14 protein-coding genes and 1 pseudogene are annotated in these 14,634 nt (G+C 64.6%); 10 read left to right on the top strand and 5 right to left on the bottom strand.

Features of this window, described 5'->3' with window-relative positions; genetic code table 11:
• Positions 1 to 712 precede the first annotated feature (712 nt).
• Both QBK88_RS15885 and QBK88_RS15880 read left to right on the top strand, forming a co-directional pair.
• Entirely contained in the window at positions 713 to 1,597 is an 885-nt protein-coding gene (locus tag QBK88_RS15885) for an alpha/beta fold hydrolase (protein WP_277962773.1), read from the top strand.
• Complete coding sequence (locus tag QBK88_RS15880) at positions 1,594 to 2,514, top strand: LysR substrate-binding domain-containing protein (protein ID WP_277962772.1); 921 nt, start codon at positions 1,594 to 1,596, stop codon at positions 2,512 to 2,514. Before QBK88_RS15885 ends, QBK88_RS15880 begins: the two co-directional genes overlap by 4 nt.
• 195 nt (positions 2,515 to 2,709) lie before the next feature.
• On the opposite strand, the gene leuD is transcribed toward QBK88_RS15880, so the two are convergent.
• Both leuD and leuC read right to left on the bottom strand, forming a co-directional pair.
• Complete coding sequence (leuD, locus tag QBK88_RS15875) at positions 2,710 to 3,321, bottom strand: 3-isopropylmalate dehydratase small subunit (protein ID WP_277962771.1); 612 nt, start codon at positions 3,319 to 3,321, stop codon at positions 2,710 to 2,712.
• Positions 3,322 to 3,324: 3 nt separating this feature from the next.
• Positions 3,325 to 4,746: a 3-isopropylmalate dehydratase large subunit gene (gene leuC, locus QBK88_RS15870; RefSeq protein ID WP_277962770.1), complete on the bottom strand. Its 1,422-nt coding sequence runs from the start codon at positions 4,744 to 4,746 to the stop codon at positions 3,325 to 3,327.
• Positions 4,747 to 4,904: 158 nt separating this feature from the next.
• Between leuC and QBK88_RS15865 the strand changes: the two genes are divergently transcribed.
• Entirely contained in the window at positions 4,905 to 5,834 is a 930-nt protein-coding gene (locus tag QBK88_RS15865; protein ID WP_277962769.1) for a site-specific integrase, read from the top strand.
• Between the two features lie 16 nt (positions 5,835 to 5,850).
• Here QBK88_RS15865 and QBK88_RS15860 read toward each other — a convergent pair whose 3' ends face one another.
• Positions 5,851 to 6,363, bottom strand: coding sequence for a GNAT family N-acetyltransferase (locus QBK88_RS15860; protein WP_277962768.1), 513 nt, complete (start codon positions 6,361 to 6,363; stop codon positions 5,851 to 5,853).
• Positions 6,364 to 6,476: 113 nt separating this feature from the next.
• Here QBK88_RS15860 and QBK88_RS15855 point away from each other — a divergent pair, with 113 nt between their 5' ends.
• The gene (locus QBK88_RS15855; RefSeq protein WP_277962767.1) at positions 6,477 to 7,466 is read left to right on the top strand and encodes a DNA-binding protein; all 990 of its coding nucleotides are present in this window, start codon (positions 6,477 to 6,479) and stop codon (positions 7,464 to 7,466) included.
• A gap of 6 nt (positions 7,467 to 7,472) precedes the next feature.
• Here the strand turns inward: QBK88_RS15855 and QBK88_RS15850 are convergent, their stop codons facing one another.
• Positions 7,473 to 7,883, bottom strand: a complete 411-nt coding sequence (locus tag QBK88_RS15850; protein WP_277962766.1) for a hypothetical protein — start codon at positions 7,881 to 7,883, stop codon at positions 7,473 to 7,475.
• A gap of 139 nt (positions 7,884 to 8,022) precedes the next feature.
• Here QBK88_RS15850 and QBK88_RS15845 point away from each other — a divergent pair, with 139 nt between their 5' ends.
• From QBK88_RS15845 to QBK88_RS30915, 4 genes and pseudogenes are all read left to right on the top strand, one after another.
• A complete protein-coding gene (locus QBK88_RS15845; protein ID WP_277962765.1) occupies positions 8,023 to 8,715 on the top strand; it encodes a fumarylacetoacetate hydrolase family protein in 693 nt (230 codons plus the stop codon).
• Positions 8,716 to 8,930: 215 nt separating this feature from the next.
• Positions 8,931 to 9,848 (top strand): helix-turn-helix domain-containing protein, encoded by a 918-nt coding sequence (locus tag QBK88_RS15840; RefSeq protein WP_277962764.1) that lies wholly within the window; start codon positions 8,931 to 8,933, stop codon positions 9,846 to 9,848.
• Between the two features lie 61 nt (positions 9,849 to 9,909).
• Complete coding sequence (locus QBK88_RS15835; RefSeq protein WP_277962763.1) at positions 9,910 to 10,872, top strand: alpha/beta hydrolase; 963 nt, start codon at positions 9,910 to 9,912, stop codon at positions 10,870 to 10,872.
• A 486-nt stretch (positions 10,873 to 11,358) separates the two neighbouring features.
• Positions 11,359 to 12,089, top strand: a pseudogene (locus QBK88_RS30915) (OprD family outer membrane porin).
• Between the two features lie 30 nt (positions 12,090 to 12,119).
• Here the strand turns inward: QBK88_RS30915 and QBK88_RS15820 are convergent.
• A complete protein-coding gene (locus QBK88_RS15820) occupies positions 12,120 to 12,713 on the bottom strand; it encodes a HAMP domain-containing protein (RefSeq protein WP_268142261.1) in 594 nt (197 codons plus the stop codon).
• A 159-nt stretch (positions 12,714 to 12,872) separates the two neighbouring features.
• Here QBK88_RS15820 and QBK88_RS15815 point away from each other — a divergent pair, with 159 nt between their 5' ends.
• Complete coding sequence (locus QBK88_RS15815) at positions 12,873 to 13,904, top strand: hypothetical protein (protein ID WP_277962762.1); 1,032 nt, start codon at positions 12,873 to 12,875, stop codon at positions 13,902 to 13,904.
• Complete coding sequence (locus QBK88_RS15810) at positions 13,874 to 14,524, top strand: TRIC cation channel family protein (RefSeq protein WP_277962761.1); 651 nt, start codon at positions 13,874 to 13,876, stop codon at positions 14,522 to 14,524. The genes QBK88_RS15815 and QBK88_RS15810 overlap by 31 nt, the downstream gene beginning before the upstream one ends.
• The last annotated feature ends 110 nt before the right edge of the window (positions 14,525 to 14,634 follow it).

The raw sequence follows: 14,634 nt of genomic DNA, 5'->3' as shown, positions 1-14,634 counted from the left end.
TGAGACCGCCCGCCGCCCGCGCGGCGCTTCGCGAGCAAGCTCTGCTCCTACATCTGTTTCGGGCCAGTTATGTCTGTGCCATTGTCTGGACCGCCTTGATTGTCCGCCTGGAGATTGGGTCAGGGCCGCCAGGTGCATGGCTTGGGTTTCTCCAGCGCCCTTGAGACCGTGCGCCGCCCGCGCGACGCTTCGCGAGCAAGCCCGCTCCTACATCTGTTTCGGGCCAGTTATGTCTGGTGGATTGCCTTGACCGCCTTGGTTGTTCGCCTGGAGATTGGGTCAGGGCCGCCAGGCGCATGCCTTTGTTTTTTCGGCGCCCTCGAGACCGTGCGCCGCCCGCGCGGCGCTTCCCGGGCAAGCCCGGTCCCACATCTGTTTCGGGCCAGTTATGTCTGTGCCATCACCTCGTCCGCTTTATGTCACCGACAGCTATCTGCGTGACGATTTCGTACTGTATTACGTACCATGTAAATACATACAGAAATTAGTGATCGTTTTGGATTTTATGAGCCATTTAACATATTTGATAATATAGGATTATCAAATGTCATCTCGATTTTGAACCTACACACCCCTTAAAACGGTACGAAAAGCCTCCCCGCAAGCGGCATTGGCCACGCTCCGTGTTCCATGGCATCGCGCACAACCTATTGATACCCGGCTGCGGCCGCCTATCCTGTAGGGGCCAGAACACCCACAAGGAACGCCTTCGATGTTTGCCGGATTCAACAAAACGCACCGCCAGGTCAATGGCGTCGATATCGCCTACCGCATTGGGGGCAGTGGCCCGGGGCTGTTGCTGTTGCATGGGCACCCGCAGACTCATGTGATCTGGCACAAGATCGCCGAGCCACTGGCCAGGCATTTCACCGTGGTCGCCGCCGACCTGCGGGGTTACGGGGATAGCGACCGGCCAGCCGCCAGCGCTGATCACGCCGCCTACAGCAAACGCACGATGGCCCAGGACAACGTGGCCCTGATGGCGGCGCTGGGCTTCGATACTTTCAGTGTGCTGGCCCATGACCGGGGTGCCCGGGTGGCCCACCGCCTGGCGCTGGACCACGCTGAGGCGGTGCAGCGCATGGTGCTGCTGGACATCGCGCCGACCCTGGCCATGTATGCCCAGACCACCGAAGCCTTTGCCCGGGCGTACTGGCACTGGTTTTTCCTGATCCGGCCGGCGCCGCTGCCTGAGACCCTGATCGAAGCCAACCCCGAAGGCTACCTGCGCAGTGTCATGGGCAGCCGTAGCGCGGGGCTGGCGCCCTTCACCGACAAGGCTTTCGCCGAGTACCTGCGCTGCCTGCAGCGGCCGGGTAGCGCGCAGGGTATTTGCGAGGATTACCGTGCCAGCGCGGCCATTGACCTTGAGCATGACCGTGCGGATATTGATAACGGCCACGTGTTGACGCTCCCATTGCTGGTGCTATGGGGGGCCGAGGGCACCGTGGGCCGCTGTTTCGAACCGCTGGAGGAGTGGCGCAAAGTGGCCACGGATGTGCGCGGCAAGGCCTTGCCCGCCGGCCACTACATTGCCGAGGAGGCCGCGCAGGTATTGCTGGAAGAAGCGCTGGCGTTCCTGCGCCCAGCGCCATGAGTACCCCTCGCGCTCCGTTGCCGCTGCCGGAAGACCTGCGGGTATTCCTTATGGTCATCCGCAAGAACGGGTTCGCCACCGCGGCCGAAGCGCTGGGGTTCTCCCCGGCGTACGTGAGCAAACGCATTTCCACTCTCGAAACCACCTTGGGGGCGAAGCTGTTGCATCGCAGCACGCGGCGCATCGCCCTGACCGATGACGGCGAACGGGTGCGGGTGTGGGCGCAGCGGCTGCTGGGGGATATCGATGACTTCCTCGGCGAAATTTCCGAAGCGCGCCAGGCGCCGCGCGGTGCGCTGCACATTTGCAGCAGCTTCGGGTTTGGCCGCAACCACGTGGCGCCGGCGATCTCGGCCCTGTCCCGGGCTTACCCGCGGCTGGATATCCGCCTGGATGTATTCGACCGCGTGGTCGATGTGGTCAACGAAGGCTTCGATCTGGAAATCCGCGTAGGCGACGACCTGGTCGGCGAACACCTGGGCAGGCAATTGCTGCATAACTACCGGGTGCTCTGCGCCGCGCCTGACTACCTGCGGCGGCGCGGCACGCCCCAGTCCCTGGAGGACCTGGTCGAGCACGACTGCCTGGTGCTCAAGGAGCGCGACAATGCCTTCGGCGTGTGGACCCTGAGCCGAGAAGGGCGCGCGGAGTCGGTCAAGGTCAGTGGCCCGCTGTCGTCGAACAACGGTGAAATTGTGTTGCAGTGGGCGTTGGACGGTGCCGGAATCATTCTGCGTTCGCTGTGGGACGTCAAACCCATGCTTGATCAAGGCCGCCTGGTGCAGGTGCTGAATGACTACAGTCAGAGCGCCAATGTCTGGGCCGTGTACCCGACACGCCTGAGCCAGTCGGCGAAGTTGCGGGTGTGCGTGGAGTTTCTCGAAACCTACTTGCGCAACCTATCGCCGGTTTTGTAGCAGCAACTGTCTTCGTGGGAGCCGGGTTGCAGGACCGGGCGCAGCGGTAAGCCTGAACCACCGCGATGGCCCTTTCCCGAGCTTCGCCCGGTCCTTCAAAAACAGCACGCGCAACCCTGTGGGACCGGGCGCAAGCTCGGGAAGCAGGCGCCACGCCGTATCAGGCACACCGCGGACGCGGTCACTCGGCCACTGCTACAGGTTCAACCACGGGTTGTCGCGCAGGTGCTGTCGCTCGAACGCGCGGATCTGCTCGGCGCGCTGCAGGGTCGCGCCAACCGCATCCAGGCCCTGCATCAACGCTTGCTTGCCCAATTCATCAATGAGGAAAGGTATCACGGTGCCATCCGCCAGCCGAATCTGCTGGCGGGGCAGGTCGACGCTCAGCTCAGCGGTTGCCGGTTGGCTGACCACCTCGGCGATATTCGCCAACTGCGCCTCGTCCAACTGAATGACCAGCACGCCGTTGCGCTGGCAGTTGTCCTGGAATATTCCAGCAAACCGGGTGCCGATCAGCGCGCGAATACCCCGTTGCCTGAGCCCCCACACCGCATGCTCACGGCTGGAGCCGCAACCGAAATTGGGCCCGGTCACCAGGAAGCTCGCCTGCTGCCAGGCCGGCTGATTGAGGATGAACCCAGGATTGGGTGTGCCATCGGGCAGCAAGCGCAGGTCGAAGAACACGCCCTGCGCCAGGCCGCTGCGGTCAATGCCCTTGAGGAATTGCTTGGGCATGATCACGTCGGTGTCGATGTTGGCAGCCAATAGCGGTGCGGCGCTGCCGGTAACGGTGTCAAAAGGTTGCATGGTTCAGGCCTCCGGGGCAAAGGTGCGAACGTCAGTCAGGTGCCCGGCGATCGCCGCCGCCGCGACCATGGCCGGGCTCATCAGGTGGGTGCGCGCACCGGCGCCCTGGCGGCCTTCGAAGTTGCGGTTGGTGCTGGAGGCGCAACGGTCGCCGGCGGCGAGCACGTCGTCGTTCATGGCCAGGCACATGGAGCAGCCGGACTGACGCCATTCGAAACCGGCGTCGAGGAAAATTCGCGCCAGGCCCTCTTGCTCCGCTTGTTCGCGCACCAGGGTGGAGCCGGGCACGATCATCGCTCGCACGTGCGCGGCCACCTGTTTGCCCTTGACCACCCGGGCGGCGTCGCGCAAGTCTTCCAGGCGGGCGTTGGTGCAAGAACCGATGAAGGCGTGACTGATCCTCACATCGTGCAGGGCCATTCCCGGCTCCAGCCCCATGTAGTTCAGAGCGCGCTGCTGGCCCTGGCGCACGATGGGATCGGGCTCGTGCAGGGGGTCTGGCACATGGCCGGTGATGGCGGCGGCCTGGTCGGGGCTGGTGCCCCAACTGACCATCGGCGGCAGCGTCTGTACGTCCAGTTGCACTTCACGGTCGAAGGTGGCGCCCGGGTCAGTGTGCAACTGTCGCCAACTGTCCACCGCCGCCTGCCAGAGCGCACCTTGGGGTGCGCGTGGGCGGCCTTGCAGGTAAGCGAAGACCTTGTCGTCGGGCGCCATGAAAGCGCCCCGCGCGCCGGCTTCCACCGCCATGTTGCAGACGGTCATGCGCGCTTCGACGCTGAGGGCATCGATGGCTGGCCCGGCGAATTCGATAGCGTAGCCGGTGGCCCCCGAGGCGCCTATCTGGACAATCAGCGCCATGATGATGTCCTTGGCCGTCACCCCTGGGCCCAGCTCGCCGGTGGCCCAGACGCGCAGGGTTTTCAAGCGCTTGTACACCAGCGTCTGGGTGGCCAGCAGGTGCTCGATTTCAGAGGTGCCGATACCGAAACCGAACGCGCCCAGCGCGCCATAGGTGGTGGTGTGGCTGTCGCCGGCGGCCACGACCATGCCGGGCAGAATGAAGCCTTGTTCGGGGGCGACCACGTGCTCGATACCTTGGCGGCGGTCAAGCACGTCGAACAGCGGGATACCGAAATCACGGCAGTTTTCGCTGAAGTACTCGACCTGGCGAGCCCCACCGGCATCGCCCATGACGGCGGTGCGCCGGGGTGTGGTGGGGTTCACGTGATCCACCACCGCCAAGGTCGCGGCTGGCCGCCAGACCGGCCGCCCGGCCTCGCGCAGGCCGCTGAAGGCCTGAGGACTGGTGTATTCGTTGGCGACCTGACGGTCTATATACAGCAACACGTGGCCCTGGTCGTCCAGGGAACACACGGTGTGGCTGTCGATGTGTTTTTGATACAGGGTGCGGGGGCTGCTCATGGCAAGGCTCGCTTTCATTGTTTACAGCAGCATATGCCTTGGAGGGGTGGCATCAATGGCCTGCCGGGAATGGCCTGCATCACGTTTCGTGCGCAATGGCGCGCCGTTGCGCCGTATACTGGGCGCATGTTCCCCCTTGCGCTGAGGCCCTTGCCCCGATGGTTTCCGACGTAGACCGCTACATTGCCGCTGGCACCCGGGAGAACACCCGGCGCAGCTACCAGTCCGCGGTCGAGCACTATGAAGTCACCTGGGGTGGTTTCCTGCCGGCGACCAGCGACGCTATCGCCCGCTACCTGGCGGCCTTCGCTGGCAAGCTGTCGCTCAATACCTTGCGTTTGCGCCTGGCCGCGCTGGCCCAGTGGCACGCCAGTCAAGGTTTTCCGGACCCGACCAAGAGCCCCCAGGTCAAGCAGGTGATGAAAGGCATCCGTGCGGTGCACCCGCAACAGGAAAAACAGGCCGAGCCCCTGCAGTTGCTGGCATTGGAGCGTTGCGTGCGTTGGCTTGACGGGCAGATAGAGGGTGCCCGCGGGGCAGGCGACAGCAAGCGGCTGCTGCGCTGCAGCCGAGACAAGGCGTTGATCCTGGTGGGTTTCTGGCGGGCGTTTCGCAGTGACGAACTGAGCCGCCTGGACGTGCAGTTCATTCAGGCCAGGCGGGGGGAAGGCATGCGTATCTTCCTGCCCTGGAGCAAGGCCGATCGCGATAACCGCGGCACTACCTATTCGGCTCCGGCGCTGGAGCGGTTGTGCCCGGTGGACGCTTACTGCGACTGGCTGCAAACCGCCGGCATCGCCCACGGGCCGGTGTTTCGCGGCATCGATCGCTGGGGGCGGCTCAGTGATAGCGCGTTGCACCCTTACAGCGTCATGCACCTGTTGCGCGACGCGCTGCAAGGCGCAGGGCTGGACGGTGATGCCTACAGCAGTCACTCGCTGCGTCGTGGCTTTGCCAACTGGGCGAGCCAGAGCGGGTGGGACCAGAAGTCACTGATGACGTACGTGGGCTGGAAAGACAGCAAGTCAGCCCTGCGGTACGTCGACGCCCAGGCCGACTTTCGCCTGCCGGCGCTAGAGGCGCCCTGACGGCCACTGCCACAGGTCACTGGAAGTCAGGTACCCGCAGGTGCATATGCGTGGTGCGCCACACCGGGTCATCCTCGGTATCGACCGTGACAAACCCCTGCTTGTGCCAGAACTCGATCGCCCCAGGCAGAAAGGGGTGAGTATGCAGGTACAGCACTTGCACCTGGTCTGCTTGCGCCAATGCCTTCAACGCTTCGTACAGCCGTCGGGCCACGCCCAGCCCGCGCTGCCCGGGGCTGACATACAGGCGCACGATTTCGACGGTGTTGAACCCGCGGTAATCCAGCTGGGCGAAGCGATGGTCGTAGGGCAGGTAACCGATGGCGCCGACAATCTCGCCCGCCAGCGTAGCGATCAGAAAGCGCCCCTGGGTACCCGCCCCATAGGTCTGGGCAAAGTTCGCCAGGTCTGCGGGCAACACGCTGGCGTCGAGCATCGGGAAAATCTGTGCCCGGGCCTGCATCACGTAGTCACGGGTGCTCGGTATGGCCTCAACGGTAACTTCATGCAGTAGAACAGGCGCTGGCATACAGGGCAGTGTCTCGGCTGAAACGGCCAGTCTACCTGCCTCGGCGGGTGATTGCCGTGGTATATTCGCCGGCCATACAGAATACGTAACGCAGTACACCGACAGGAGCACACATGGCACGCGGCGGGATCAACAAGGCAGTGGTGCAAAAGGCGCGTGAAGCGCTGCTGGCCCGGGGGGAAAACCCCACTATCGACGCTGTACGCGTGGCAATGGGCAACACTGGCTCCAAGACCACCATCCACCGCTACCTCAAGGAACTGGAGGACACGGACCAGCGTCGGCTGGCCCCGCGTGAGCACCTGACCCAGGAGCTGGGCGAGCTGGTAGGGCGCCTGGCCGAGCGTCTGAAGGAAGAGGGCGACGAATACGTACAGCAGGCGCAGGCGCGTTTCGACTTGCAGAAAGCCGTATTGCAGGCCGACCTGGACACCGCGCTCAAAGCCCAGGCTGCCTTGCAGCAGCAATTTGAGATACAGGCCGAGGCGCTGGCCAGCGAATCGGAACACCTGTCGGTGTGCCGCACTTCGTTGCAGACCGAGCACACCCGCAATGCGCGCCTGACCCAGGAGTGCAGTGACCTGCAGATCCGCCTGGGCGAAAAGGACGAGCACATCCGCTCCCTGGAAGAAAAGCACCAGCACGCTCGCGACGCGCTGGAACATTACCGCCAGGCCGTCAAGGAGCAGCGCGAGCAGGACCAGCGCCGCCACGAAGCCCAAGTGCAACAGGCACAGGTGGAAGTGCGCCAGTTGCAGCAAGGGTTGATCGTCAAGCAGGACGAACTGATGCGTTTGAGCCGCGATAACGAACGCATGCTGGTGGAAGCGCGGCAGGCGCGCAAGGATCAGGCAGGCGCAGCCCAGGCGCTGGCCGACAAGGTGGCCGAAACCACTGGGCTGACCACGCAGTTGGCCCAGGCCCTGGGTGTTCGCCAAGCGCTGGAGCAACAGATCGAGGTGTTCCGCCAGGAGCAGGCCGCGCAGGTCAAGGCGGCGCAACAGCACGTACTACGTGAAGCCCGGCTGGAACAGCAACTGCAGCAGGCCAATGCCACCCTGGCGCAGTGGCGGGCCGACCGCGCGGCCGCCAGCGCCGAGTAGCCTGCCTTACCCTGGCAGGTCGTCTGGCCCCGCCGGGTGCAGGTTGCTGCATAGCCGGCGCCGGGCTCGGGCCACCTGCTCGGAGGCGCCAGGCACGCCATTGCCAAGGTCCCGCAGCGCCTTGGCACACCCCTGCAATCGCAGGACCGCGTCACCCGGCAGGTGCACGGCCTTCACCACGAAGGCCAGCAGGTTTTCGCCCGGCTGTGGCCCTTCGAGGATCTGCCGAACCACGTATTCCAGCGCCTGGGCGTACTGCCCACGGTTACCCAGGGCACCGCAATCCACGTCGGTGCCGGCGAACGTCTGCTGGGCCAGTTGGCGAAAGTCGTCATCCAGCGGGGTCGGGTCGCGGCCATCGTCGGCGAATACCCGGCCGCGGCGCAGGGGAACGATATTGTCGTGGTACTCGGTCATGGAGGCTCCTGTACGCGACGCTTACCCCTGGAGTATGCGCCATTGCGTTGACCTGTCCAGAAACGCGGCCGTGGTGTCCAAGCCAGGCGCTGTGGTTTGCGCGCACACTGGGTGCCATAACCAAGCCATGGAGCCCAGCATGACCGAGTACATCATTGCCCCGCCGCCTGCCGCCAGCGTCGCGATTGCCGGCGACAGCCGCCGCTTCCCGATCCGCCGGGTGTTCTGCGTGGGCCGCAACTATTCCGAGCACGCCCGGGAAATGGGCCATGACCCCGACCGCGAACCACCGTTTTTCTTCTGCAAGCCCGCCGATGCCGTGGTACCTGCCGAGGGTGTGATTGCCTATCCGCCGCTGACCGAAGACCTGCACCACGAAGTGGAACTGGTGGTGGCCATCGGTGAGGGCGGTGTCGACATCGAACCGGGCCAGGCGTTGGCCCACGTGTGGGGCTATGGCGTGGGCCTGGACCTGACCCGCCGCGACCTGCAAGCCCAGGCCAAGAAACAGGGCCGGCCGTGGGACTGGGCCAAGGGCTTCGACGAATCGGCCCCTTGCACCGCACTGATCCCCGCCAGCCAGCTGGGCCACCCGGCCAAGGGTGCGATCTGGTTGAAGGTCAACGGGCAGGCTCGCCAGCAGGGTGACCTGGCTGACCAGATCTGGGCGGTGCCCGACGTGATCAGCTACCTGTCACGCTCGGTGGCCTTGCAGCCCGGCGACCTGATTTTCACTGGCACCCCGGCAGGCGTTGGCGCCCTGCAACCGGGAGACAACGTCAGCGCAGGCATCGACGGCATCGGCGAACTGGAGCTGCGCATCGGTCACTGACCCGGCAGCAGCGTCGGCTTCCCAGGCTCCCGCCCGCCGGAACCTGGCTCGTAGAAGCACAGCTTGCTGGCGAACGCTGCAGCGCGGCGGGTCAGGAATACCGCGCTGCTTTTTTCGCTGGCAAGCCACGCGTCCACAACGACAGTTGCTGCTACACCTTGGGCGCCGATCGCTTTAGACTGGCGGCGTCCCGTGCCTGCCCGAGGTTGCCTGCCATGTCGTCCCTGTCCCGCGTGCCCACCTATGGCATGCAGCAGCGCAGCAACCGCGACGATTTCTATATCCGTGACAAGCACGAGCGCGAAGCGCTGACAGCGCCACACCGCCACGAGTACTTCCAGATCCAGATCAACCTGGGCGGTGACACCGTGCAGCATATCGGCGGCGCCGTCAGGCCGTTTCCGCGCAACGCCCTGAGCTTCATCCTGCCCCACCGGCTGCACCTGATCCCACACCCCGAGCACGGCAACTTCATGCTGATCAACTTCGCCCAGGGGTTTCTGTTGCCGCATTTGCCGTGCGACCCCCTGGACCTGGAAGACGTTGCCCTGGATCAAGCGCCGGAGCTGGCACCGTTCCAGTTTCAGGAGCACCTGGACTTCATTCTCGACGACGCCACCTTCGCCAAAGTGCAGGCCCTGCTGGAGCGCTTGCGGGAACTGGACCGCACGCGTGACTTCGGCACCAGCACGTTGCTGCGCGCCGGCCTGCTGGAGCTGATCGGCCTGGTCAGCCGGCAGTTCGCCGAACCCCTGCAGCAGTTGGCCAGCGAGCGTGCCACCCACCGCGGCCGCCGCGACGCCCTGGCGCGGGTTACCGCCCACATCCGTGCGCATATCGCCGACCCTGGCCTGACGCTCAAGGATGCCGCCGCCGCGGCGTTCCTGTCGCCCAACTACCTGACTCACCTGTTGCGCAAGGACACCGGCAGCACCTTCAGCGAGCTGGTGCTGGAACGGCGCATGCGCCTGGCGCGCACCTACCTGCTCAACAGCGACGAGGCCATCAGCCACATCGCCCAACGCTGCGGCTTCGCCGACGAAGCCTATTTTTCCCGGCGCTTTCGCCAGACCCAGGGCTTGGCACCGGGGCAATTCCGCCGACAGCAGCGCGCCCATCGGGCTGATCAATGATGGTTAGCGCAGTGCCGGCGATTTGCTAGGGTAGGGCGCATACAGTCAAGCGAGCACGGACATGGATACCCGACAACACCGCCTGGATGTCAACGGCATCACCCTTAGCCTGCACAGCGCCGGCCCCGACCAAGGCCTGCCCGTGTGGTTGCTGCATGGGTTTCCCGAATGCTGGTATTCCTGGCGTCACCAGGTAGCGCCGTTGGTGGCGGCGGGGTACCAGGTGTGGCTACCGGAAATGCGTGGCTACGGCGCCAGTTCCGCCCCCCAGGCGGTGGAGGCCTATGACCTGGTGACGCTGTGCGCCGACATTCAAGCGGCAATGGACGTGCTGGGCCACCATCAGGTGTGCGTGGCGGGTCATGACTGGGGCGCGCCGGTCGCCTGGCACCTGGCGTTGCTGGAGCCGCAGCGGGTCAGGGCGGTGGCGGCGCTGTCGGTGCCCTTTGCCGGCCGGCCGCGACAGCCCGCCATCGACAGCCTGCGCCAGCACTTCAAGGACCGTTTCAACTACATGCTGTACTTCCAGACACCTGGGGTCGCGGAGGCTGAACTGGACGCCGACATCGCTCGCACCCTGCGGCTGTTCATGCAAGGTGGCGACAACGGGGACCTGATCCTCAACGACAAGCCGGCCAGCGCCACCCTCTTCGAGGGCGTCAACAGCCCTGACCAGTTACCCTCATGGTGCAGCCTCGAGGACTTTCAGGTGTATGTGCAGACGTTCGCCGGGCGCGGCTTCGGTCCGGCACTCAACTGGTACCGCAACTTCGAGCGCACCTGGCAGCGAACCCAATGCCTGACGGATGCGGATGTGCAACAACCCGCGCTGTTCCTCATCGGCGACCTCGACCCCGTAGGGGTGCTGGAGGCGCATTCCCTGGCGCGCATGCCTCGCCGCGTGCCACGCCTGGAACAGCACGTCCTGGCCCGGTGCGGGCATTGGCTGCAAAGCGAGCAGCCGGAGACGGTAAATCGCCACCTGATCAAGTTCCTGAAGACCCACTTCCCTGTCGTTGAATGAACATTTGTTTAAGGTTCTTCACGGATTTTAGGGAAAGTTGGTGGCACCACCACAAATCTGCAGTGGGCAAACAGAGCGAATCAGCTGATGCCCCAGGCATAACTGGCCCGAAACAAATGTGGGACCGGGCTTGCCCGGGAAGCGCCGCGCGGGCGGCGCTCGATTTCAAGAGCGCCGGAAAAACCAAGACATGTACCTGGTGGCCTTGATGCAATTGCAAGGCAGGCCGACAAAATGTTCATCGGAGCTCCTGGCTGGGGATTGCATCAGGGCCTCCAAGTGCCAGGCGATGTTGTAGTGTCGCTGTTAAGATCGAGCGCCGCCCGCGCGGCGCTTCCCGGGCAAGCCCGGTCCCACATTTGTTTCGGGCCAGTTACGCCTGTGAGAGCACCTGTTCCGCCTTGTTTGTCCACTATAGATCTCTGTAGCCAATACCAATTTTTCCTACGATCCGTGAAGAAAAAAATCATTTAACTGATTGATTGAATAGGATTTCCTGTCGTCCTTCCGACGCCCTGGGTTTGCTGGGTATTCGCCTGGACTCCGGCAAAGGGCCCGCACACCACGGCGCAGTACTACTACGCCAACCTCAGTGATTTTTATACCCAGCATTTTATCGGGCTGGCCCATACCAGCAAACTGCCGTGGGGCAGCCTGCAGACTGACCTGCGCGGGTTTGTCAGCAACGCCCAAGGCCGCAACGCCAGTACGGAAGAGCGCTTGGCCGGCTACAAATCAAATGGCGCGGCCGGTACCGACGGCGCGGTCGATAACCGGGCCTGGAGTGCACTTTTCACCTACACGCTGGGCGGGCAATCGCTGGGGGCAGGCTACCGGCGGCTAACCGGCAAGAGTGATTTCCCATTTCTCAACCAGGGCGATGGCAATGCCCCGTACCTGATCACCAGCCGCCACATCGGCCGTTTTCAGTATGCGGGGAGCGAACCTGGCTGGCCCAGTACAGCTATGACTTCGCCCACTGGGGGCTGTCGGGGCTGACAGCGGCGGTGGTCTACCTCAAGGGTGACGGTATTCAGGAAGCCCACACGTGCGGCGAATGGGAGCGCGACCTGACCTTGGGCTATGTCATCAGCCAGGGCGGTCTCACAGGCCTGGGCTTCAGCTGGCTGAACGGCACACTGCGCACCGGCGTCAGCGGCCAGCGCAGCCAGGACGAAAACCGCCTGATCGTGAGCTACCGCTTCGCGTTGCTGTGATGGGGGCTTGCGGCCGCTGCAGGGGCGCGTTCAGCCTGGCGGGTTGTCGTGCAGGTAGTGCTGGGTGGCATCGAGCACCCGGACGATGGCGTCGATGTCCTTGGACATCGACGCTACCAAGGCCGGGTCGTCCAGCAGCATCAGCCGCAGTTTGAGCCGTGACAACGGCGTGCGCAGGTCATGGGAGACCGCGCCGAGCATGCGTCGGCGCATGTCCACCTGGTCGCGTATGGCCTGCTGCATGCGGTTGAGCCGCTTGGCGACCTGGCGAGCCTCGATGCCCCCGGTTTCCTCCAGCGGTGCGCTGTCCAGGTCATGGCCCAGACGTTCGGCGGCACGGCTGAAGCGCTTCAGTGGCCGGGTCAGCGAGCGGCTGACGTACCAGGCGATACCGACCAGTGCCAACCCCTGGAACGCCAGCATCGCCTTGGGCCAGACCAGTACATAGTGGGAGCTGGCTTCCAGCGCCTGGGCCGGGTCCAGGGTCTGGTCGGTAATGCCCAGGCGCGGCGGTGGCGGGATGCGGTAGTGCAGGATCCACAGGTATGTCAGCCCATGGGCGAGCACGATCGCACCCAGCGAGACAGTGAACAGGCGAGCAAACAGGGTGCGGGAAGGATTCATCGCGTACGGCCAGGCAGGCATTTATTAAAACCATAACATTCTGTTCGCAAATCGACGTATCTCGTTGGTATCGGCCGTCACGGCAAGCACTGCCGGCCGCCGGCGCAGGCCCTATACTCAGGACAATACCTGTAACCATGCCGATACGGAACCGCGGTCATGATCCTGCGCGCACTGGTGGTGGCCCTGTTTTTACTGCTGAGCGCCTGCGCCGGGCGCGGCACGCTGGTGGAGCCTGTGGTCAGCCCGGTGACCTGGCAGCAGGTGGACGCCGCACTGCTGGCCGCGTCCGACGACGCCAGGGAACAGGCCCGGGTCTATGCCCGTGGTTCCCTGGACCACTGGCGCACCCGGGTCTACCAGCAGACCGACGAGGTGTTCGTCCCCTGGTTCAACAGCTACTGGACCCAGGAATGGCTGTCGATGCGGGTCAGCTGGTACACCCTCAGCAGCGGCCGTGACCCCGCGCAGCCCGGGCAGCGGCTCGAAGCCTACCTGCAGAAACAGTATCACGACCGGGTGCTGGCGCCGGTTGCGGTGGAAGTCGAGCCCAACGCCATTGCGGTGGACGCGACCGATTTCTACATGCAACTGCTCAGTAGCCAGGTGACGGCCATCGGCGAGCAGTATCGGTTGCCCAAGGCGCAATATGCACAGCACCTGGGCGCCATCGTGCTGCTGCCGCCGGCCAACGCTTCCCTCCATGAGTTGACCCACACCCAGCCGCCCACGAAAGTGCGGGCCTACGCGGCACTGCTGCAGCGCTTGCGTGCCGGTGCCGAGGCCTCGCCCCAGGGGCTGGGCAATGTCGCCAAAGCCACCAACAGCAAGCTTCAGGCGCAGATGAACACCCGCGGCGCCGGCAGCGTGGCGGCCGCGGTAGCCGGCAAGATCGCCGGGCCGCTGATATCCCTGGGCATGGCCGGTATCCGCGCCATCGCCCATGCTGGCGAGCGGCCGGACACCGAGGCGCAGTTACGCCATGACCTGGGCATTGCCTTCGACCAGGCCTGGCTCAAGGTGCTCAACGACCCCCAGGGCGGCGTCATGGCGGGGGTCAACCAGCTGGCGGACGGGTTGCAAGCGCAACTGGCTGCCGTGAGCGCCGCGCAACCGCTTGATAAACATGCGCGGGCGAGGCGCACAGGGTTTCTGGCACCATGGCCGGCATTCGCCACGAACAGGAATTGACCATGGGTTTTGAAGCGTTCTGGTATATCGATCTGCTGGGAACCTTTGTCTTTGCCCTCAGTGGTGCCCTGGCGGCCATCGACAAGCGCCTGGACCTGTTCGGCGTGGTGGTGATAGCCTTCGTCACCGCCTGTGGCGGCGGGCTCATCCGCGACCTGTGCATCGGCGCCTTGCCGCCGGCGGGGCTGGTCAACCTGGCCTACCTGGGCGTGGTTGGCCTGGCGGTGGCGCTGGCCGGCTTATTCCAGACACGCCTGTTGCGCCTGGCCCAACCGACGCTATTCTTCGACGCCATCGGCCTGGGGTTCTTCGCCGCCTTCGGTGTGCACAAGGCCTACACCCTGGTGCCCGACATCGAACTGGCCGTGCTCCTGGGGGTAGTCAGCGCCGTGGGGGGCGGGGTGCTGCGCGACGTGCTGCTGGGCCGGGTGCCAGTCATCCTCAGCAAGGATATCTACGCGTCGGCAGCCCTGGTCGGGGCGCTGGTACAGCTGACCGGCGAATTGCAGTGGCTGCCGCTGTACATCAGCGCCTGGCTGGGTATTGGCCTGTGCACAGCGCTGCGCATGCTGTCGCTGCGCTATGGCTGGAACCTGCCGGCCATCAAGAAGGTGGTGTGATCATGGCAGCATCTGCGCTGCATTGGCCTGAGCGGCCGTGTGCACGTGGCGAACAACTCCGTGGGTTTTCCCGCGGTCCTGGCCTGGTCGGCGAAGCCCGGGCGCACTGA

The sequence above is a fragment of the Pseudomonas sp. RIT-To-2 genome, assembly GCF_029623465.1.
GTDB classification, from domain to species: Bacteria; Pseudomonadota; Gammaproteobacteria; order Pseudomonadales; family Pseudomonadaceae; genus Aquipseudomonas; species Aquipseudomonas silvicola.
The sequence above is the reverse complement of the archived record's forward strand: the minus strand, read 5'-3'. Positions and strand labels throughout refer to the sequence as shown.

Excerpts from the sequence above, each read along its gene's own strand:
- leuD (WP_277962771.1), bottom strand. The coding sequence starts at position 3,321 with ATGCAACCTTTTGACACCGTTACCGGCAGCGCCGCACCGCTATTGGCT.
- leuC (WP_277962770.1), bottom strand. The coding sequence starts at position 4,746 with ATGAGCAGCCCCCGCACCCTGTATCAAAAACACATCGACAGCCACACC.
- QBK88_RS15840 (WP_277962764.1), top strand. The coding sequence starts at position 8,931 with ATGTCGTCCCTGTCCCGCGTGCCCACCTATGGCATGCAGCAGCGCAGC.
- QBK88_RS15835 (WP_277962763.1), top strand. The coding sequence starts at position 9,910 with ATGGATACCCGACAACACCGCCTGGATGTCAACGGCATCACCCTTAGC.
- QBK88_RS15885 (WP_277962773.1), top strand. The coding sequence starts at position 713 with ATGTTTGCCGGATTCAACAAAACGCACCGCCAGGTCAATGGCGTCGAT.
- QBK88_RS15865 (WP_277962769.1), top strand. The coding sequence starts at position 4,905 with ATGGTTTCCGACGTAGACCGCTACATTGCCGCTGGCACCCGGGAGAAC.
- QBK88_RS15820 (WP_268142261.1), bottom strand. The coding sequence starts at position 12,713 with ATGAATCCTTCCCGCACCCTGTTTGCTCGCCTGTTCACTGTCTCGCTG.
- QBK88_RS15815 (WP_277962762.1), top strand. The coding sequence starts at position 12,873 with ATGATCCTGCGCGCACTGGTGGTGGCCCTGTTTTTACTGCTGAGCGCC.
- QBK88_RS15855 (WP_277962767.1), top strand. The coding sequence starts at position 6,477 with ATGGCACGCGGCGGGATCAACAAGGCAGTGGTGCAAAAGGCGCGTGAA.
- QBK88_RS15810 (WP_277962761.1), top strand. The coding sequence starts at position 13,874 with ATGGCCGGCATTCGCCACGAACAGGAATTGACCATGGGTTTTGAAGCG.
- QBK88_RS15880 (WP_277962772.1), top strand. The coding sequence starts at position 1,594 with ATGAGTACCCCTCGCGCTCCGTTGCCGCTGCCGGAAGACCTGCGGGTA.
- QBK88_RS15860 (WP_277962768.1), bottom strand. The coding sequence starts at position 6,363 with ATGCCAGCGCCTGTTCTACTGCATGAAGTTACCGTTGAGGCCATACCG.
- QBK88_RS15845 (WP_277962765.1), top strand. The coding sequence starts at position 8,023 with ATGACCGAGTACATCATTGCCCCGCCGCCTGCCGCCAGCGTCGCGATT.
- QBK88_RS15850 (WP_277962766.1), bottom strand. The coding sequence starts at position 7,883 with ATGACCGAGTACCACGACAATATCGTTCCCCTGCGCCGCGGCCGGGTA.